Annotated in this window: 20 protein-coding genes and 1 pseudogene; 14 read left to right on the top strand and 7 right to left on the bottom strand. The window is 42.5% G+C overall.

Going from position 1 to position 18,394, the window contains the following annotated elements; all coding sequences use genetic code 11:
- The first annotated feature begins 13 nt into the window (after positions 1-13).
- Positions 14-781, top strand: coding sequence for a TIGR01457 family HAD-type hydrolase (locus NCCP133_RS09390; RefSeq protein WP_264804672.1), 768 nt, complete (start codon positions 14-16; stop codon positions 779-781).
- A gap of 108 nt (positions 782-889) precedes the next feature.
- Here NCCP133_RS09390 and NCCP133_RS09385 read toward each other — a convergent pair whose 3' ends face one another.
- Positions 890-1,393 carry a phosphatidylglycerophosphatase A family protein gene (locus NCCP133_RS09385; protein WP_264804671.1) on the bottom strand — a complete coding sequence of 168 codons (504 nt, stop codon included), beginning with the start codon at positions 1,391-1,393 and terminating at the stop codon, positions 890-892.
- Between the two features lie 200 nt (positions 1,394-1,593).
- On the opposite strand from NCCP133_RS09385, the gene yutH reads away from it, so the two are divergent.
- From yutH to thrB, 5 genes are all read left to right on the top strand, one after another.
- On the top strand, positions 1,594-2,601 hold the full coding sequence (gene yutH / locus NCCP133_RS09380; RefSeq protein ID WP_264804670.1) for a spore coat putative kinase YutH: 1,008 nt from the start codon (positions 1,594-1,596) through the stop codon (positions 2,599-2,601).
- A gap of 73 nt (positions 2,602-2,674) precedes the next feature.
- Positions 2,675-3,643 (top strand): 2-hydroxyacid dehydrogenase, encoded by a 969-nt coding sequence (locus NCCP133_RS09375; protein WP_264804669.1) that lies wholly within the window; start codon positions 2,675-2,677, stop codon positions 3,641-3,643.
- Positions 3,644-3,975: 332 nt separating this feature from the next.
- Positions 3,976-5,274, top strand: coding sequence for a homoserine dehydrogenase (locus NCCP133_RS09370; RefSeq protein ID WP_264804668.1), 1,299 nt, complete (start codon positions 3,976-3,978; stop codon positions 5,272-5,274).
- Complete coding sequence (gene thrC / locus NCCP133_RS09365) at positions 5,271-6,332, top strand: threonine synthase (protein WP_264804667.1); 1,062 nt, start codon at positions 5,271-5,273, stop codon at positions 6,330-6,332. The genes NCCP133_RS09370 and thrC overlap by 4 nt, the downstream gene beginning before the upstream one ends.
- Positions 6,329-7,273 carry a homoserine kinase gene (gene thrB / locus NCCP133_RS09360; RefSeq protein WP_264804666.1) on the top strand — a complete coding sequence of 315 codons (945 nt, stop codon included), beginning with the start codon at positions 6,329-6,331 and terminating at the stop codon, positions 7,271-7,273. Before thrC ends, thrB begins: the two co-directional genes overlap by 4 nt.
- 242 nt (positions 7,274-7,515) lie before the next feature.
- Here thrB and NCCP133_RS09355 read toward each other — a convergent pair.
- A pseudogene (locus NCCP133_RS09355) lies at positions 7,516-7,737 on the bottom strand (NifU family protein); the annotation flags it as partial.
- A gap of 182 nt (positions 7,738-7,919) precedes the next feature.
- Here NCCP133_RS09355 and NCCP133_RS09350 point away from each other — a divergent pair.
- Positions 7,920-8,243 carry a YuzD family protein gene (locus NCCP133_RS09350; RefSeq protein ID WP_264804665.1) on the top strand — a complete coding sequence of 108 codons (324 nt, stop codon included), beginning with the start codon at positions 7,920-7,922 and terminating at the stop codon, positions 8,241-8,243.
- Positions 8,244-8,391: 148 nt separating this feature from the next.
- Here NCCP133_RS09350 and NCCP133_RS09345 read toward each other — a convergent pair whose 3' ends face one another.
- A complete protein-coding gene (locus NCCP133_RS09345) occupies positions 8,392-9,459 on the bottom strand; it encodes an NAD(P)/FAD-dependent oxidoreductase (RefSeq protein WP_264804663.1) in 1,068 nt (355 codons plus the stop codon).
- A gap of 291 nt (positions 9,460-9,750) precedes the next feature.
- Between NCCP133_RS09345 and NCCP133_RS09340 the strand changes: the two genes are divergently transcribed.
- Positions 9,751-9,990, top strand: a complete 240-nt coding sequence (locus NCCP133_RS09340; RefSeq protein WP_264804662.1) for a YuzB family protein — start codon at positions 9,751-9,753, stop codon at positions 9,988-9,990.
- A gap of 223 nt (positions 9,991-10,213) precedes the next feature.
- On the opposite strand, the gene NCCP133_RS09335 is transcribed toward NCCP133_RS09340, so the two are convergent.
- Positions 10,214-10,906, bottom strand: coding sequence for a DUF2225 domain-containing protein (locus NCCP133_RS09335; protein ID WP_264804661.1), 693 nt, complete (start codon positions 10,904-10,906; stop codon positions 10,214-10,216).
- Positions 10,907-11,104: 198 nt separating this feature from the next.
- On the opposite strand from NCCP133_RS09335, the gene NCCP133_RS09330 reads away from it, so the two are divergent.
- Complete coding sequence (locus NCCP133_RS09330; RefSeq protein WP_264804660.1) at positions 11,105-11,467, top strand: HesB/IscA family protein; 363 nt, start codon at positions 11,105-11,107, stop codon at positions 11,465-11,467.
- 311 nt (positions 11,468-11,778) lie between these two features.
- Here the strand turns inward: NCCP133_RS09330 and NCCP133_RS09325 are convergent, their stop codons facing one another.
- Positions 11,779-12,777 carry an NAD(P)/FAD-dependent oxidoreductase gene (locus tag NCCP133_RS09325; protein ID WP_264804659.1) on the bottom strand — a complete coding sequence of 333 codons (999 nt, stop codon included), beginning with the start codon at positions 12,775-12,777 and terminating at the stop codon, positions 11,779-11,781.
- Between the two features lie 389 nt (positions 12,778-13,166).
- Here NCCP133_RS09325 and NCCP133_RS09320 point away from each other — a divergent pair, with 389 nt between their 5' ends.
- The 5 genes from NCCP133_RS09320 to NCCP133_RS09300 all read left to right on the top strand — a co-directional run bounded on the left by NCCP133_RS09320 (position 13,167) and on the right by NCCP133_RS09300 (position 16,720).
- Positions 13,167-14,384 (top strand): NAD(P)/FAD-dependent oxidoreductase, encoded by a 1,218-nt coding sequence (locus NCCP133_RS09320; RefSeq protein ID WP_264804658.1) that lies wholly within the window; start codon positions 13,167-13,169, stop codon positions 14,382-14,384.
- Between the two features lie 179 nt (positions 14,385-14,563).
- Complete coding sequence (locus NCCP133_RS09315) at positions 14,564-15,055, top strand: NUDIX domain-containing protein (RefSeq protein WP_264804657.1); 492 nt, start codon at positions 14,564-14,566, stop codon at positions 15,053-15,055.
- A 160-nt stretch (positions 15,056-15,215) separates the two neighbouring features.
- Positions 15,216-15,341: a YuiA family protein gene (locus NCCP133_RS09310; protein ID WP_264804656.1), complete on the top strand. Its 126-nt coding sequence runs from the start codon at positions 15,216-15,218 to the stop codon at positions 15,339-15,341.
- Between the two features lie 154 nt (positions 15,342-15,495).
- A complete protein-coding gene (locus NCCP133_RS09305) occupies positions 15,496-15,819 on the top strand; it encodes a YuiB family protein (protein WP_264804655.1) in 324 nt (107 codons plus the stop codon).
- Positions 15,820-16,009: 190 nt separating this feature from the next.
- On the top strand, positions 16,010-16,720 hold the full coding sequence (locus NCCP133_RS09300; RefSeq protein ID WP_264804654.1) for a 3D domain-containing protein: 711 nt from the start codon (positions 16,010-16,012) through the stop codon (positions 16,718-16,720).
- 183 nt (positions 16,721-16,903) lie between these two features.
- Here NCCP133_RS09300 and NCCP133_RS09295 read toward each other — a convergent pair whose 3' ends face one another.
- Together NCCP133_RS09295 and NCCP133_RS09290 are read right to left on the bottom strand one after the other, a co-directional pair.
- Positions 16,904-17,689 carry a cobalamin-binding protein gene (locus NCCP133_RS09295; protein ID WP_264804653.1) on the bottom strand — a complete coding sequence of 262 codons (786 nt, stop codon included), beginning with the start codon at positions 17,687-17,689 and terminating at the stop codon, positions 16,904-16,906.
- 14 nt (positions 17,690-17,703) lie between these two features.
- Positions 17,704-18,180 carry a divergent PAP2 family protein gene (locus NCCP133_RS09290; RefSeq protein ID WP_264804652.1) on the bottom strand — a complete coding sequence of 159 codons (477 nt, stop codon included), beginning with the start codon at positions 18,178-18,180 and terminating at the stop codon, positions 17,704-17,706.
- Positions 18,181-18,394: the final 214 nt, after the last annotated feature.

Here is an 18,394-nt window from a genome sequence, read left to right as displayed (position 1 = left end):
GGGAGTGATGATTTTGAAAAAATATAAAGGCTATTTAATAGATCTGGACGGCACGATGTACCGTGGAACAGAACTGATCAGTGAGGCTGCTGACTTTGTGAACAAGCTTCGCGAATACGGCTTGCCCTATTTGTTTGTAACCAATAATTCTTCGAGAACACCTGCGCAGGTAGCAGACAAGTTAGCCAAATTCGGCATCCCGGCAGAAGAGGGGCAGGTTTTTACAACAAGCATGGCGACAGCGAATTACATATACGAACAAAAAAATGATGCATCTGTTTATGTGATTGGAGAAGAAGGGATTCGGGAAGCATTGTCTGAAAAAGGGCTAAGCTTTGCTGAAGAGAAAGCTGATTATGTAGTGGTGGGAATCGACCGCTCCATTAACTATGAAAAGCTTTCCATTGCCTGTCTGGCTGTAAGAAATGGAGCCACATTCATTTCTACGAACGGAGATATTGCTATTCCGACTGAAAGAGGGCTTTTGCCAGGGAATGGCTCCCTGACTTCTGTTATTACAGTTTCGACGCAGACAAAGCCTGTATTCATAGGCAAGCCGGAATCGATCATCATGGAGCAGGCATTAAAAGTACTGGGTACACCGAAGGAAGAAACCCTTATGGTGGGGGATAATTACGATACGGATATTTTGGCGGGCATGAATGCCGGCATGGATACACTGCTGGTCCATACAGGTGTAACAACAAAAGAATTGCTGAAAGGGTACGAAAAAATGCCGGCATTTGTCCTTGATTCTTTAGCGGATTGGGACTTTAAGTAGATAAAAAAGGATGGAGGCGCTCTCCATCCTTTTACGACGAAATAAGATAAGAAGTATAACGTTTTGAACTTAGATAAACGGTCTAGCTCAAGGCGCCCTGCACTTTTCTTACTCCGCATGCGCAGCACTGTGTGCCAGTCTGCTTGAAGCTGCCGCAGCAATAGCGCCAACAATATCATCAAGAAATGTATGGCATCTGCCCGAACTCTTGTCGTTAAGGTCTTTAAGAATCCCAGGCTTTAATTTATCGATATAGCCGAAATTGGTAAATCCAATCGAACCGTACACGTTTACAATGGATAATGCCAGCACTTCGTCTGCTCCGTACAACCCTTCATCTGTTTCAACTATGGACTGAAGCGGCTCTAGCAGTTTCTTTTCTTCAGCAAGCATATCAAGCTGAATGCCAGTTAAAATCGCGTTCTGTACTTCTCTTTTGGACAAGACTCTTTGCACATTATTCACGCAGTCTTCCATTTTGAGATCAGGATGATATTTTTCCTGGAGAAAGTATACTAAATCAGCGATATCCTGAATTTCTACGCCTCTTTCATGGAGCCATTTCCGCGCAGTTTGTTCTGTAACACTTACTACTTTTTCTTCTTCATTCATTGGCTTCACCTTTTTCTATTTATTTTCCCTATATATATACCCTTTTTTGAAAAAATATGCCCATAGCGGGTTAGTCGGATAAATTTCATACCTTTTAACATCATCTCCATGGTACACAGTCTTATTCAGGAAAACAACAAGTTTTGGCTGCCTCTTTCATATATATTCCATAAGGACTTATTCCTAAAGAGGTGATAAAGGTGTTTACGAAGTTGCTTAAGGAGCAATTTGGAATAGAGGCGGAAGGGACGATGCGGATTGGCAAATATGATGCATGCCGTAAGCAAGGACAGCTATACTTGTTTGTGCCTGCGGGGAATGCACCAGAAGAAGAGCTTGAGGAACTGGATAAAATAGCTGATCATCTTGTGAAGAATGGGGATCGAAATATAAGTACTTTCGTAAAAACAAAAGAAGGCAAGCGGTACATTGATATGGATGACAGACGCTTTTGTATTTTAGTTAATCATCATGCCCAAAACCGCCGGCTGAATAAGTTTGGCCGGAAACTGTCCAAATTTCACTATAGGGGGAGGACAATCTCCTTTCCGGTGAAAAAGATAAGCAGAATCGGGCAGTGGAAGCAACTGTGGGAGCAGAGGCTGGATCAAATGGAGAAGGTTTGGAATGAAATGCTGTTCCAGAAGCCTGACAATGATTTCGAGCGGATGTTTTTAGAATCTTTTCCTTACTATATGGGTCTCGCTGAAAATTCGATTCAGTACCTTGTGGATACAGAGCTGGATGATGAGCCAGGGCTGATAGACAGCGGGACAGTTTGCCATGTCAGGCTCTCTTCGACGACTTGGGGCGATTCTTATTATATGAAAAATCCATTCGATTGGGTGTTTGACCATGCATCAAGAGACTTGGCCGAGTGGACGCGCGAGAGATATTTCCATAATATTAGAACCTATCAGCCTGAACTCCGCCAGTTTTTATCGGAATATCAAAGCATAGCGCCGCTGTCTTCTTTTTCCTGGAGGCTTCTCTATGCACGTCTTCTGTTCCCGCTGCATTATTTTGAGACGATTGAAGACTATTACATGACAAATTCTGAACAGCAGAAGCTGCAGATGCAGGAGCGGCTTCAAAAATACCTTTGGCAGTCGGATGACCATGAACGTTTTCTGGGCAGCTTTTATGAATTTGCTGAAGTGCCTGTAAAAAGACTTAGAATTCCGCTTGTAGATTGGATTAAGAGTTAAATGAAAAGGAAGGGATTTCAACCTTTGCTGGCGAAAGAAACATACAGCAGAGAAAGTAAAGAGGGGATGCTGTATGAAGCCATATGTATTTATAAGCAGAAAACTGCCTGATGAGGCAATAGCCATTTTAAAGGAAAAGTACGATGTCCATATGTGGGAGCAAGAAGATGCTGCTGTTCCGTATGAAGTTTTTCTGGAAGAAACAAAAAAGGCGGATGCCCTTTTGACCATGCTGTCAGAGCCTGTGAATGAAGATGTGCTGAAAGCAGGAGAAAAGCTGAAAATCGTAGCTAACATGGCTGTTGGGTATGATAATATCGATGTGAAGGCAGCATCAAGGCTTGGGGTCACCGTGACCAACACGCCGAATGTCTTAAATGACTCCACTGCCGATCTGACTTTTGCGCTGGTGCTTGCCGCCGCTCGGAGGATGGTGGAAGCATCTGAGTTTGTGAAAGAAGGGAATTGGAAGAGCTGGAGCCCTTTTCTCCTGGCTGGACAGGATGTTCATCATAAAACAATTGGCATAGTGGGAATGGGAAACATAGGAAAGACGGTTGCGAAGCGTGCAACCGGCTTTGAGATGGAGATTTTATATCACAATCGCTCCAGGAAGCATGATGCCGAGCAGGAACTGGGGGCAAAATACGCCAGCTTTAAAGAACTTTTGGAGCGGTCTGACTTTGTTGTCTGCATGACTCCTTTAACGGAAGAGACAAGGAATCTATTCAATCGGAATGCGTTTAAAAAAATGAAACAGCAGGCCGTCTTCGTCAATGCCTCAAGAGGCCCGGTGGTAAATGAACATGATTTATATGAAGCGCTGGTGGAAGGGGAAATAGCCGCTGCAGGGCTGGATGTATTTGCTGAAGAGCCAATCGGCTCTGACCATCCGCTATTGGGATTGAAGAATGTAGTGGCAATGCCCCATATCGGAAGTGCAAGCATGGAAACACGCTTTGCCATGATGAAGCTTTGTGTGGAGAATATCGACCTTGTTCTTTCAGGGAATGCACCTAAAACTCCAGTTAATAAGAAGTGATTTTATTAAGCACCCAGAATACCTGGGTGCTTTTGAAAATTTAGAGTAAGGCTAGATTCCCTAGCGTGCTTTTTGATCATTATTTAAATGGTTGGCATGGTAATGCCGGACACTTTTAAAACACGATTGCCTGCAGCGGAAATTAACTCCTGGGTTTATGAGAAGCACATAAAAAAATTTTCATAAATAAAACCGCAATGCACTAGTATGTTAAGCGTTTCCAATCTAATTTTTCGGAAAATTGGCTATTGTAAAAACCGACTATAAATCCTATAATGTCTACTATACAAATACAAATGTATTTTCATAGTGAACATTAAGGGGGAGCTGGCATGGATTCAATCTCAATCGGTTTATTAGGACTAGGAACAGTTGGATCAGGAGTTGTGCAAATCATTGAGAAACATCAGGATAAACTCATGCACCAGGTAGGGTGTCCAGTTGTTGTAAAAAAAGTTCTTGTGAAAGACTTAGATAAAGAAAGAGCGGTCAAGGTCGACCAGGAAATGCTGACTGTCAATCCCGATGATATCTTAAATGATCATGATATAGATGTAGTCATCGAAGTAATGGGCGGAATTGAAGAAACAAGAAATCACTTAAAGACAGCATTAAACAATGGCAAGCATGTCGTGACAGCGAATAAGGATCTGATGGCTGTACACGGACCGGAGCTGCTCGCCGCTGCTTCACAGAATGGCTGTGATCTGTTTTATGAAGCAAGTGTGGCTGGCGGAATCCCTATCTTAAGAGGTCTTGTAGATGGACTGGCTTCAGACCGGATTACCAAAATGATGGGAATTGTAAACGGGACAACAAATTTTATTTTGACAAAAATGAGCAAGAATGGAAGCGCATATGATGAGGTTCTGAAGGAAGCGCAGGAGCTCGGCTATGCTGAAAGCGACCCGACGTCTGACGTTGAGGGCTTAGATGCCGCCAGAAAAATGGCCATCCTGTCTACTCTCGGCTTCTCAATGAATATTGATTTGGACGACGTAAAAGTGAAGGGGATTACGGAAATTACGGAAGAGGATCTTCAATATGGCAAACAGCTTGGCTATACAATGAAGCTGATCGGGATTGCCCATAGGGAAGGAGAGAAGGTGGAGGTTAGCGTGCAGCCGACTCTTCTTGCCGAATCCCACCCGCTGGCATCCGTACAGGATGAATATAACGCCGTATATGTGTACGGGGAAGCTGTAGGAGAAACGATGTTCTACGGACCAGGTGCCGGCAGCCTGCCAACAGCCACTGCCGTTGTCTCAGATCTCGTTGGAGTCATGAAAAATATGCGCCTGGGCGTTAACGGGAAAAGTGCCGTAACACCACAGTATAAGAAAAAATTAAAAGGTGCAAAAGAAATTTATTCGAAGTATTTCTTGAGGCTGCATGTAAAAGATGAAGTGGGAACTTTCGCCAATATTACTTCAATCTTTTCCGATCATCATGTCAGCTTTGAAAAAATCCTGCAGCTGCCTTTGAAAGAAAAAGGGCTTGCTGAAATCGTGCTGGTTACGCACCAGGCTTCTTTGCAGGATTATGAGGACATTTTAGTGAATTTAAGAGATTTGCCTGCTGTACAAAACATTAAAAGTTCGTATCGGGCGGAAGGGAGCGCGAGAGTATGAGATGGGAAGGGCTAATCAAAACATATAAAGATTTTCTTCCGGTAAATGAGTATACACCTATGCTTACTTTAAATGAAGGCAACACGCCCCTGATTAGGCTTGAGAAGCTCTCAAGAGATTGGGGCATTGACCTTTATGTTAAAACAGAGGGTGCCAATCCGACTGGATCCTTTAAAGACAGGGGAATGGTGATGGCGGTTGCAAAGGCCAAGGAAGAAGGCAGTGATGCTATCATTTGTGCTTCCACAGGCAATACATCTGCGGCAGCAGCTGCGTATGCAGCTCGAGCGGGCATGAGATGCGTTGTCGTCATTCCTGAAGGAAAGATTGCCATGGGCAAGCTGGCACAGGCGGTCATGTATGGTGCTGAGGTAGTATCAATTGAGGGGAATTTTGACCAGGCCCTTGCTATGGTACGGAAAATTAGTGAAACTGAACCTATTACTCTTGTAAATTCGGTTAATCCATATCGTCTTGAAGGCCAAAAGACAGGTGCTTTTGAAATCTGTGACCAGCTGGGAGGCGCACCTGAAATTCTGGCTCTCCCTGTCGGTAATGCAGGCAATATTTCTGCTTACTGGAAAGGTTTTAAGGAATATAATGAGGCCCGCCAGACTGGTCTTCCGAAAATGCATGGAGTACAGGCTGAAGGAGCAGCTGCCATTGTCCATAATCGTGTTTTTGATAACCCTGAAACGGTTGCAACAGCGATCAGAATCGGCAATCCGGCAAGCTGGCATTTAGCTAATGCAGCTTTGGCTGAATCCCAGGGCAAAATTGATGAAGTTAGTGACGAAGAAATCCTTTGCATGTACCGCAAGCTAGCCTTGACAGAAGGAATTTTCGCAGAGCCTGCTTCTTGTGCTTCTCTGGCAGGAATTTATAAACAGCTCCGCAATGGTGAGATTCCGCATAAAACTAGAGTTGTAGCAATCCTTACTGGCAATGGCCTTAAGGATCCGAATACAGCCATTGACTGCAGCCCTGTTAAACCGGTCTTGCTTCCGAATGATGAAAAATTGGTCGCTGAACATATTAAGGGAGTCGTTCACGTATGATCGAAGGTGAAATGTTTGTCATCAAAGTGCCAGGCAGCACCGCAAATCTGGGGCCAGGTTTTGATTCCATCGGTCTTGCATTAAATTTATATTTAACGCTAGAAGCGGAAAAGGCCGATCATTTTGAGATGATCCCCTTATCAGCACCTTTGAACGTTTATCCTGCAGATAAATCAAATTTCATTTTTCAAGTGGCAATGGAAACGGCAAAAAAGTATGGAAGAGAACTTCCAGGATGCAAAGCGAGGATTTCAAGCGATATTCCGCTGACAAGAGGCCTTGGCTCAAGTGCAGCAGCCATTGTAGCAGGAATCGAATTGGCTGATGCGCTCTGCAATCTTCAATTAAGCCAGCAGGATAAATTAGAGATTTCATCGCGTATGGAAGGGCACCCTGATAACGCAGGAGCATCATTGCTGGGCGGTCTGGTGATTGGCTGCCAGTCCGAGGAAGAAGTTAATGTTCAAAATATAAAAAAACTGGATTTTGATATCGTTGCAGTAGTGCCTAAGGAGGAGCTGCTTACTAAGGAATCGAGGGGTGTCCTCCCTGAGGAGTGGTCTTTTAAAGAGGCTGTACAAGCAGGGGCAGTCGGCAATGTCATGGTTGCAGCCTTATTAACCGGGAACTTTGCTCTAGCGGGCAAGATGATGAATGCTGACTTATACCATCATCCTTACCGCAAAAAAATGGTTCCTCACTTAGAAACTGTAGTAAAGCTGGGTCCTTCGCTAGGGGCTTTCGGTGTTGCTTTAAGCGGTGCCGGACCGGCTGTTCTCTGCCTTGCTGAATCCGGCATGGGTCAGCCAATTGCATTCAGGCTGCAAAAAGCTTTGCCGGATATGGATATTCTCTGCCTGCAAATCGACCAGGAAGGAAGCAGCGTTTTAAAAAAAAGCCTAGCTGAAGAGCAAGAGCATGAATTAGATCATATTTTCTAAAAAAAGCGATGTCTGCGTGACATCGCTTTTCTGTAAAATGAGAAAGTATAGCATTTGAACTACAATAACTGTCTAGCTCCAGCGCCTGCCCCCTAGAGGCACTAGTTTGTCTAGTTACGGCTTATGCCTGTCGTCCCTGGGCAGTCGCCTCCACATTTCAGGAGAGCCTCCCAAAAAGCAAAGGATGCCTTTCCGTGAGGCTCGTCTTGTGCTTGTCGGGGGAGGTCAAGGCGCCTTGCGCTTTAAAATACTTGTTCTACTTCGACTACACCCGGTACTTCTTCTAAAAGAGCGCGCTCAATACCGGCTTTTAACGTAATCGTTGAACTTGGGCAGCTTCCGCAAGCACCAAGAAGACGAAGCTTAACGATGCCGTCTTCAACATCCACCAATTCGCAGTCCCCGCCATCGCGAAGAAGGAATGGACGCAATTTATCTAATACTTCCTGAACTTGTTCAGTCATAGTCGTTTGTTCTGCCATGTAAAATCGACTCCTTTCCATACATTTATTATAATCAAATCGATCCTAAAAATCTATTCCCAGAACATAATTTCCACACTTTAGGTAAATATTTTCTTATGTTAGATGTATGGATATATTGTAAAATAAAACTATGAAGGGAAAGTGTAAAAGGGGGAGTTAATTTGAAAAAAGAAGTAGAGATTGTTGTTTATGGTGCGACACAGCTGTGCCCAAGCTGTGTGAACCTTCCATCATCCAAAGAGACTTACGAATGGCTGGAAGCCGCACTGGCGCGAAAATACGCAGATCAGCCTTTTTATATCAGCTATGTGGATATCCACAACCCTCCTGAAGAGGCGGATAAAAAGGAATTTGCCCAGCGTGTTATTGACGAAGACATGTTTTATCCGGTCGTTTTGCTTGAGAACGAAATCGTCGGCGAAGGAAATCCAAAATTGAAAACGATTTATGCGGAAATGGAAAAATACGGATACCAGGAAGTGTGACATGAAAAGAGCATCCAAGGGTGGATGCTCTTTTCATGTCACACTTCTCAAATATCTGTTTTTCTGGTTATGGCGTCTACTTTAATTAGCATTGTGGAAAACGGGGAATGATTTCTAACAGCAGCAATTTTCGGCGAAAAAGCCTTTTTCACCCGTTATGGTATTTATACATCCAAAGGATGCCAGACTTTAACAGGCGGGCTACACGTCCTGTTATTGGCCGTTCAGCAACCAAACCAAATCCATGCTTTTTGCCCAGAGATCCGAGAACTCCTTTTAGCTTGATGACGGGCAATGACTCAGGAAGTTCTTCACCTTTCCAGCGTTTCAGAAGGACTTGAACAATTTGCTCTGCCTGTCCTTCTGCAAGCTGGGCACTTGGTGCGTGAGGAAGGCTTGCGCAATCACCCACTACATAAACATGGTCGTTATCCTGAAGGCTGTGATACTTGGTTAAAACAACGCGTCCTTGCTGGTCCTTTTCCACATCCATATCACGGATTACTTTATTAGGCTGGATGCCGGCAGTCCACACAATAGCATCGCATTGCATCGCTTCATCATGGTTGTAAAGGGTATTCTCTTCCACTTTTGTTATGTTCGAATGGTTAATAATTTCAACATTATGTGATTCAAACCAATTTTCTACATAGGTGCTTAATCTTTCAGGGAACGCGGATAAAATATGCTTCCCTCTATCGAATAATTTTACTTTAAGATCCGGACGGCTTTCATTTAGTTCGGACGCAAGTTCTACACCGCTTAATCCTGCACCGACTATTGCAACCACAGATCCTGGAGTTAAATTATTCAAGACCTGGTAAGTTTTTCTCGACTTTTCTATCGTCTGGATGCTAAAAGTATGGACATCAGCGCCTGGGACGTTATGGTATTTATCCTCGCAGCCAAGGCCAATAATTATATCATCATAGGAAACAGGCTCTTCATCTTTTAAATATACCTTATTTTCCCCGATGCTGATATTTGTTACTTCTCCATATTTAATTGTTAATCTTGGATGTTCAGGGTAAGCAACACGTACATGCTGATCGGAAATAGTGCCGGCAGCAAGCGCGTAATATTCTGTCTTCAGGCAATGGTATGGCACGCGGTCTACTAACGTGATGGAGACATCTTCAGGAAGCTGGTTGGGCAAAAGACGTGCAAGCACCCTCATTCCACCATAGCCACCGCCAAGTATCACAAGATTTTTCATAGTATTATTCCCCTTTATGTCCGTACTGTTTAACTGAAACAAGCTCTTTTTCTCACCGAACTATACGTTTTCATATTATTTTAAAAAAATAAATAAATGATATGAATAAGCTCAATCCATAAAAAGTATAACGAAATTGTGACAAAATCACAACACATATAAGAAGAAAACTTGACAATATACGACATAAAATGGTAGAAATCTGCACGGTTAAAAGGATGTGCAGCCCATCCTCTTCTTGCGGAATCCTTGTAAAAAAGGTAGCATTAATTGGGTAGAGAGGTGATAGATGTGATTAAGCCAATCATCGAATTTTGCATCAGCAATTTGGCCAGCGGCTCTCAAAAAGCGCTGGAAATGCTCGAGAAAGATTATGACCTTGATGTCATTGAATATGGCTGTTTGGGCTATTGCGGAAAATGTGCAAGCACTCTGTTTGCGCTAGTAAACGGTGATGTTGTTACTGGGGAAACACCAGATGGGCTGGTTGAAAATATATATCAATATTTGGAGGAAAATCCAATGTTTTAAACAGTAAAAAGGAGCGAACTGTGTTCGCTCCTTTTTACTGTTTAACTCCAGCGCCATCGGCTCTTGGGTCTAAGCCAACCTCCCAAAAAGGCAAAGGACGCCTTTTTAGTGAGGCTTGGCTTGTGCTTGAGGCCTCCAGGATGGGGGTTCATGCAGACGTTGCCTCAGGAAGTGGCGTTCTTAGTCTGCGTTCCTTTTGTGGGCAAGGCGCCCTGCGCTTTTTTTAGTTAGATGCCGTTTTTTGTTCCTCTCTTATTTCATACCACCGTTCCCTAGCCATTTCAATCAGTTTGGGCTCAGTTGTATGGGTTTGCTTTTCGATTACTTTTGAGAAGTATTTAACTGCCTGGTCAATTTGATGGGTCCTTCTCGATAACTCCCCGATCAAATAGAAGATCCTCGTTTCAGATACTTGAGATCCTTTAAAGTCATCTCCCATATAGGAGTCCATGTATTCTTTAATGGCAAGCTTCATAAAGCGCTGTTCTTGAACAGTGTTTTTTATTGACCGATATAGCCAGGCAAGCCTTAAATATAATCCTGCCAGTGTAATATGCTTCTCATTTTTTAAGGTCCCGCTGTAAATAGCCAATTTATAAGTACTAATTGCATCTTGAATACTGCGTTCCTGGCTGTAGTCATGAGGCATCCAGGCATCTGCCACTTTAGACTTGATGAGTTCCAGGGCACCCTGCGGAAAATATGGTGAAAAGTCATCTGATTCCGAATAGCCGCAATTTGGGCATGTATGGATATAATAATGAAGAGGATTCAAGCCTTCAATATAATTTGGACAAAAATCACTGTCAAAACTGGAGACTTTCACAAATCTGGAGCGAATTTTTTTTGTGGTGAAACTCTTTTTACAGAACCTGCAAGCACATTTTTTGTTGTAAGCGGGCTCAATTGTCTGCATTTGAATGGCACCTCCTGGGGAAAGGATTATTATGACTATTGTAACATGATATGGTTGTTTATTAAGTGAAAAGAACTAGTTTATATGCAGAATTTCTAGATCGATAGTAAGACGTTAAGCTTCTTGAGTTGAGCACATATCATTTACTGTATATACTATGAATATAGAAGTATCTATACAGGACAGGAGGGAAATGAAATGGAACAAGTAGTGGAAATTACAGAAGCAGCGGCTTTGTATATAAAAGAAATGATGAAGCAGAATGAGGAAGAAGATGCATTCCTGAGAGTAGCAGTAAAAGGTGGCGGATGCAGCGGACTTTCCTACGGAATGGGATTTGCTCATGAAGCGGAAGAAGGTGATATCCAGGCAGAACACCATGGCATTCAAGTCCTGGTAAGCAAGGAAGATGCCCCGATACTAAAAGGCACAAAAATTGATTACAAACAATCCATGATGGGCGGCGGATTCACCATCGATAATCCCAATGCCATTGCATCCTGCGGCTGCGGTTCATCATTCCGCACAGCTTCGAATACTGGTACTCCAGAAGAGTGCTAATCTGACGCATATTTTTCAAATGGGACGCAAAACCAAACCAGAGACGGAAAAAACAGGTTAAGACGCAAACCATGCTTGTATTACGGAGAAAAGAATACGGATGACGCAAATCATATCCATTCCTGTAAAAAGGGCGGACCCAAGGCCACCCTATTTCCTTTTTTTTGCAGTATATCGGGCAGTAAGGCTCTCTCTTCAAGACTCAGAGAAATCGAAAGAGTAAAAGTGGGAGCCCAACTGCCCGTAAAGGCCCGATTGATTCTACTAACAATCAGCGGGGATAAAGCTCCCCGCTGATTGTTAGTTTCACTTTATTTTCCAAACATGGAAGAACTGTGCATTGGCTGGACTTTTGCTTTTGGATCGATGAATGATTTGGCATGATTGACTGCAGTAGGTGCTTCACCAAATCCGCAGGCAATAAGCTTTACTTTCCCATCGTATGTGCAAATGTCGCCGGCAGCATAGATGCCATCGATGTTTGTTTCCATTCGGGAGTTAACAACGATTGAATTTTTTTCGATTTCAAGACCCCATTCTTTAATTGGGCCAAGGGAGGAAACGAAACCGTAGTTGACGATTACGGCATCAACATCGAATACTTCCTTTTCTTTGGACGTAACGCCCTCAAGAACAACCTGCTTAATGCCTTCATCGTCACCGATAAGCTCTGCAGGTACATAAGGAGTTTTGATTTCGACCTTTGAACTTTGGAGGTTTTCTACACTGTGTTCATGTGCGCGGAATTTATCGCGGCGGTGAACAATTGTTACATTATCAGCGATTGGTTCAAGCATTAATGCCCAGTCTACTGCAGAATCTCCGCCGCCGAATACAACGACTTTCTGGCCGGCAAATTGATTCAAATCATCAATAAAGTAATGAAGGTTTTTCCCCTCATATTGTGCAGCACTTTCAAGTTCAAGGCGGCGTGGCTGGAATGCGCCATTGCCAGCAGTGATGATGATGGTTTTGGAATAGTGGACTTCTTTGTTGGTGGTTAGCTTAAAAGTGCCATCAGCCTGCTTTTCCAATTTCTCTACAGACTGCTCAAGAGATACAGTTGGCTCGAATTTAGCCATTTGTTCTTTCAGGTTATCGATTAATTCCTGAGCGCGGACTTTTGGAAAGCCAGCAACATCATATATGTATTTTTCAGGATAAAGAGCAGATAGTTGTCCCCCAAGCTGCGGCAGGCTTTCAATAATTTTTACTGAAGCTTGTCTCATTCCCCCGTAGAAAGCAGTGAATAAACCAGTTGGCCCCCCGCCAATAATGGTTATGTCAAACACCTTTTGATCTTCTTTCATGCTATATCCCCCCAAGTATGTAGTAAAAATTCCACTCTTAATTCTAACATAAATCAATAAAAACCTCACTAATCATGGTAAATATTATGAAAACTAAAAACACAGCTGCTCTTCGAGTACATATATATAAAACACGTACGTTCTTTAAAAGATTCTCAAAATATTTAAGGTTTTCAACTATTTATTAAGACTTGAAAAACAGTTGGAAGTAGAATAATATGAATGTAGGAATAATGTTACTATTTTGTGACAATTTCGAGGTATTTTTTTGCACTTATTAGTGAATAACATCACAAAGTTTTTTATCTATTTTTTGCAATAAAATAGATAAAGCAGCGGAAGATAATAAGAACATTAGAAAATATTTTATAAAGGTGGATGTGATACATTTGAGAAAGCCAAAGATTGTTATCCTGGGTGCAGGTTATGGCGGATTGATAGTTGCAACTCGTCTTCAGAAATCTGTAGGGACAAATGAAGCAGAAATTGTACTGGTGAATAAAAATGATTACCACTATGAAACAACTTGGCTGCATGAGGCATCAGCCGGAACACTTCATCATGATCGTGTACGCTATGATATTAAAGATGTTATTGATCGCAATAAGGTTGAATTTGTTCAGGGAACTGCGCTTGAAATTAAAGCAGAAGAAAAGAAAGTCATATTAGAAAACGGCGAAATGGACTATGATTACCTTGTTGTGGCGCTTGGCGCTGAGCCGGAAACGTTTGGAATCAAAGGGTTAAAGGAGTACGCATTCTCCATTGTCAATGTAAATGCAGCACGTCAAATCCGCGAGCATATTGAATATCAATTTGCTACTTACAATTCTGAAGCTGAGAAGAAGGATGAGCGCCTGACAATTGTTGTCGGCGGTGCGGGGTTTACAGGGATCGAATTCCTTGGTGAATTGGCAAACCGTGTTCCTGAACTTTGCAAAGAATATGATGTAGACTACCACAAAGTAAAAATAATTTGTGTGGAAGCAGCGCCAATGGTTCTTCCTGGTTTTGATCCCGAACTTGTTAACTATGCTGTTTCTCACTTGGAGAAAAAAGGCGTACAATTCATGATTGGCACTGCCATTAAAGAAGCTACACCTGAAGGCATCATTGTGGGCAAAGGCGAAGAAGAAGTAGAGGAAATTAAAGCTGGAACAGTCGTCTGGGCAGCAGGAGTACGCGGAAACTCCATTATTGAGAATTCAGGCATTGAGGCCATGCGCGGCCGTGTAAAAGTTCAGCCGGATCTAAGGGCTCCTGGATATGACAACATGTTTATCATTGGGGACTGTTCTTTAATTATTAATGAAGAAATTAACCGTCCATACCCTCCTACTGCTCAGATCGCCATGCAGCAAGGTGAAGTATGTGCGAGAAACCTAACAGCTTTAATCCGCAACAAAACTGAACTGGAAACATTCACACCTGATATTAAAGGAACTGTATGTTCCCTTGGCGAGGACGATGCAATCGGTGTTGCATTCGGCAAAAAAATGGTTGGCTCCAAAGCTTCATTTATGAAGAAAATGATTGATAATCGTGCTCTTTACATGGTTGGCGGACCATCCCTTGTTTTGAAAAAAGGTAAATTCAAGGTTCTTTAATAAAAGTTCTTATACATGATGGGGATAGACCTTTGGTCTATCCCTTTTTTGATAATATCAGAATTTATATCCTTTTGAACTTAGATAACTGTGTAGCTCCAGGCGCCTTGCGCTTTTTTTTTATGTTCATTAATCCCAGTCATATCGTGTTAAAATATTTTTAAAAAGGGGGATTGCTTATGGGAGTGGAGCATAAAAGAGGCAAGGTTTGGCTGGCAGTTTCTGGGCTTGTCGTTTCTCCAGAAGGCAAATGGCTTGTCGTGAAAAAGAAATACGGCGGTCTGAAAGGAAAATGGTCGCTGCCTGCAGGGTTTGTGGAGCCGGGAGAAACCGCAGATGAAGCTGCAGTGCGTGAGATTAAGGAAGAAACCGGTGTGAAGTGCACAGTTCAAGGCATGATCGGCTTGCGAACAGGAGTCATTAAAGGAGAAGTCAGCGATAATATGATCCTTTTTAAGCTGGAAGCTGATCCAGGACAATCCCTAAAAGTCCAGGAGAGCGAGCTTTACGATGTGCAATATCGCGAACCGAAGGAACTGGCTGGTGACCCTGATGCATCTGTCCTTCTCCAATATATATTGACTGCTTCAGAATCATCTGTTAAACCACTGATAGACGGAGTAAATCCTGGAGATACATTTAGTTATACAGCATATAAAATATTTTTATAATTTTCTGAAATCTAAAGGTACAGCGAGATTTTAGAAGGAAAACATGCTTGTATGCGTTTCCATTAAACCTTTTTCAAGATATTTGGCGCTTTTCATTTATTCAGATTCTTGATATATTATCAGAAAATTCAGTTACAAAAACCTTAAGGAGATGAATAAAATGGCAGCAAAGAATTATGAAAATAAAGAGTGTATGTATTGTTCAGGGAAAGGTTATTTTCAATTGCTTTTAGGTGGATCGGAAACCTGCACATGCTGTGGCGGCACAGGGAAAGAGAAAGAATAAGACGAAACTTCGCGTCATGCGAAGTTTTTTCTTTTCGAGTCATCCCATTTTTTATAGTCAAATTGGAGGCTCAATGGCTAATATACATTCTTATTGACTCCCTATCCCACATTAAGTACACTAAATATTGATGTGCTAAGGGAGGAACAAGTCCATGCAAATGACGATTTTTATTTTGCCTATTTCCATGCTTTTGTTTTTTGTCCTATTTTTTGGAATAGGCTTTATTTTGAATATGCTATTAAGAATGTCCTGGATTATGGCTATTATCTATCCAATTATCGCAATCTTGATTATCGATAAAGTACGGTTTATTGAATATTTCCAAAATGCTGGTGAAGCATTCTCCAGTCTTGGTGTAGAATTAACCAGCCTTGCACTCGCGGATATCCTTATTTTAAGCAGCGGGATGGCAGGAGCGGTTGTTGCCGGAATTACAATCAGACTTCTTCGCAAAAAAGGATACCGGATGTTCTAATTTGATCAAAATCTCTGCTGATGGCAGAGATTTTTTATTTTTTTTGAATAGTGTGTTCAAGTCTGTCGAACTCTTGGCAACATTGGCTTGACCCTGTGTGGACGGGCAGTCTCGAAGCTCTCTCTCCCTTAAAGTTATGAATATTTCTCTGAAAGATGGGAAATGAATAACTTTGGGAGGAGTGTTTTAGATGAACAGATTAAAAAAATGGACAAAACGTGCCATAATGTCAGCTTTATTTTTAGGCGCATTATTTACGACATTTCATTCCATTTCAGGTGTGGAAGCAAGGTCGATTGTCAACTTATACCAAAGTACAGCTGATCAAACCAAGGAAGAGCTATCAGGTTTTGACCATACATTTAAGTCGGTTGGCGTAGCATTAAAATTTTTAAAGCGTGCAGCAATCCCGGATTCAAAGATTTCAGCCAGCGAAGCGGCAGCGAGCCAGCCTCCAACTTTGGAGGAATCAATTGACTGGTCGCAATATCAGACGAAGCAGGTTGTAGCGACGGGGTATACGGCATTTTATGAATCCACGGGTAAAAATCCTGATCACCCGTCATTTGGCATTACATACTCAGGAGTTAAAGTGAAACGAGACTTATATTCTACTGTCGCAGCAGATTTAAATGTTTTTCCGATTGGGACAATCCTGTTTGTTCCTGACTATGGCTATGGCGTCGTGGCTGATAAAGGCGGGGCTATTAAAGGGAATAAACTGGACCTTTATTATGAAACAGTTGAAGATGTTTATAATAATTGGGGAAAAAAGACGCTTGATGTCTATATCATTGAGATGGGGAACGGAACCCTTACGGAAGAAGATTTAAGAATACTGAATGAGAATGAATCGATGCAGGTTTTTAGGCAGCAGTATACTAAAACAGAGCAAAAATAAAGAAAAGCGGAAGCGTCTTCGGAACAACCAAAGACCGCTTGTTCTGCGATGATAATTCTAAGTAGCTTTCCTTATTGCCCACTCCAGGTAAGCACAGAGACGATCCTCCCAAAAAGGCATCCTTTGCCTTTTGGGAGGATCGTCTAATGCTTGTTGCCGATAGGCGGGCGCCTTCCGCTTTTCTTATAATGCTGAAAATTCATCTGGATGGATCTTTTTAGCCAATCGAACGGCACCTTCAATGAGCCGAGGGGAAGGCCGGCAATAAAGCTCTTCCTCAAGGACAAGGATTTTCCCCTGTTTTACTGCTTTCAGGCCGCTCCAGCCGGGACGCTTCAGTACAATTTCCGGCTTCACTTTTTCACGCCTTACACCAACCCATGCAAGGCAAATATAATCCGGATTTCTTTCCAGTATATCGTTCCAATCTGTTTGCACACTGGCAAGCTCCACATCACTGAATAAATTAACAGCACCTGCAATTTCACTGATTTCCGTGAGCCAATTCACCTGGCCAGGTGTAAAAACAGGCTTTGGCCACCACTCCCAATATAAGCTGGGCTTAATGTCTAGGGTGCTGGAGATTTTCTGGAGAGCATCTATTTTTGTCCGAACGCTTTTAGCGGCAGAAATGCCTGCTTCAGGTTTCCCGATTTTCTCGGCAACAGCAATTAAATCATGTTCAATATCTGCAAGGCTTTGCGGGTTCAAGACAATATGGGGGATTTGTCTCCTCTTCAGTTCCTCCACATTTTTCTCCATGCCGGGTACACTCAAAGATGCAAGTACAAGGTCAGGATTAAGTTTTTCTGCCTTATCCATATTAATGGACAAATCGGGTCCAAGCCGTGGAAGGGTATTAATTGGTTCGGGCCAATCGGAATAATCATCCACTCCGGCAAGCATATGAGTAAATCCCAAGTATTCCATTAACTCAGTATTGCTCGGGCATAAAGAAAGGATTTTCATTATATTCACACCTATCAGGAAAATAAATAATGAAGAGCTAAAGTCAGCAGGATGCCGGTTAAGCCTCCAAATAATACTTCAATTGGCTTATGGCCAAGCAATTCCTTCAATTCCTTCTGTTTTTCCTGCTCCTCTTTTTTTTGCCAAGTCTTTGCTTCTTCAACAAACTTATTGAAATCGGCAACAAGCTGATTTAAAACGATTGCTTGTTCTCCAGCCTGTCGGCGGACGCCTGTAGCGTCAAACATGGTAATGATGGCAAAAACGGCGGAGACGGCAAAAACAGCCGAGTTCATTCCGGTTTCAAATGCAACGCCAGTGGAAAGGGCCGTAACCGCTGCAGAGTGGGAGCTTGGCATTCCACCTGTACTGGTTAGTAATGACCAATCAATTTTCCTGGTAGCAAAATATTGAATGGGCACTTTTACAAATTGGGCAAAGAAGATGGCTGCCAGAGCAGACCAGAGAGGAAAATTCGTCAATAATTCCATTTGAGACCACCTTTATAGTTGAATGCTACTTCACTGGAACTTCTATCAATCTTTTTTTAGTCCGCAGATTAGCTGAAATTTCTTAAAACTTATACTTAATATTCTCTAATAGTTTCGCTCATCCTGCAAGCAGTTCCCTTAAGAAGAGCGATCCTGTTTTTTTTGTCGTGCGACGTATCGCTGCAGCAGCTTTCCCTTTTCTGTAGGCTTCAAC

This window comes from Cytobacillus sp. NCCP-133 (assembly GCF_026011715.1).
Taxonomy (GTDB): domain Bacteria; phylum Bacillota; class Bacilli; order Bacillales; family Cytobacillaceae; genus Cytobacillus.
Note: the sequence above shows the minus strand (reverse complement) of the source record. Positions and strands in the feature narration are given on the sequence as shown.

Excerpts from the sequence above, each read along its gene's own strand:
- NCCP133_RS09330 (WP_264804660.1), top strand. The coding sequence starts at position 11,105 with ATGGAACAAGTAGTGGAAATTACAGAAGCAGCGGCTTTGTATATAAAA.
- NCCP133_RS09335 (WP_264804661.1), bottom strand. The coding sequence starts at position 10,906 with ATGCAGACAATTGAGCCCGCTTACAACAAAAAATGTGCTTGCAGGTTC.
- NCCP133_RS09375 (WP_264804669.1), top strand. The coding sequence starts at position 2,675 with ATGAAGCCATATGTATTTATAAGCAGAAAACTGCCTGATGAGGCAATA.
- NCCP133_RS09300 (WP_264804654.1), top strand. The coding sequence starts at position 16,010 with ATGAACAGATTAAAAAAATGGACAAAACGTGCCATAATGTCAGCTTTA.
- NCCP133_RS09290 (WP_264804652.1), bottom strand. The coding sequence starts at position 18,180 with ATGGAATTATTGACGAATTTTCCTCTCTGGTCTGCTCTGGCAGCCATC.
- NCCP133_RS09295 (WP_264804653.1), bottom strand. The coding sequence starts at position 17,689 with ATGAAAATCCTTTCTTTATGCCCGAGCAATACTGAGTTAATGGAATAC.
- thrB (WP_264804666.1), top strand. The coding sequence starts at position 6,329 with ATGATCGAAGGTGAAATGTTTGTCATCAAAGTGCCAGGCAGCACCGCA.
- NCCP133_RS09310 (WP_264804656.1), top strand. The coding sequence starts at position 15,216 with ATGGCAGCAAAGAATTATGAAAATAAAGAGTGTATGTATTGTTCAGGG.
- NCCP133_RS09305 (WP_264804655.1), top strand. The coding sequence starts at position 15,496 with ATGCAAATGACGATTTTTATTTTGCCTATTTCCATGCTTTTGTTTTTT.
- NCCP133_RS09345 (WP_264804663.1), bottom strand. The coding sequence starts at position 9,459 with ATGAAAAATCTTGTGATACTTGGCGGTGGCTATGGTGGAATGAGGGTG.
- NCCP133_RS09370 (WP_264804668.1), top strand. The coding sequence starts at position 3,976 with ATGGATTCAATCTCAATCGGTTTATTAGGACTAGGAACAGTTGGATCA.
- NCCP133_RS09385 (WP_264804671.1), bottom strand. The coding sequence starts at position 1,393 with ATGAATGAAGAAGAAAAAGTAGTAAGTGTTACAGAACAAACTGCGCGG.
- NCCP133_RS09325 (WP_264804659.1), bottom strand. The coding sequence starts at position 12,777 with ATGAAAGAAGATCAAAAGGTGTTTGACATAACCATTATTGGCGGGGGG.
- NCCP133_RS09315 (WP_264804657.1), top strand. The coding sequence starts at position 14,564 with ATGGGAGTGGAGCATAAAAGAGGCAAGGTTTGGCTGGCAGTTTCTGGG.
- thrC (WP_264804667.1), top strand. The coding sequence starts at position 5,271 with ATGAGATGGGAAGGGCTAATCAAAACATATAAAGATTTTCTTCCGGTA.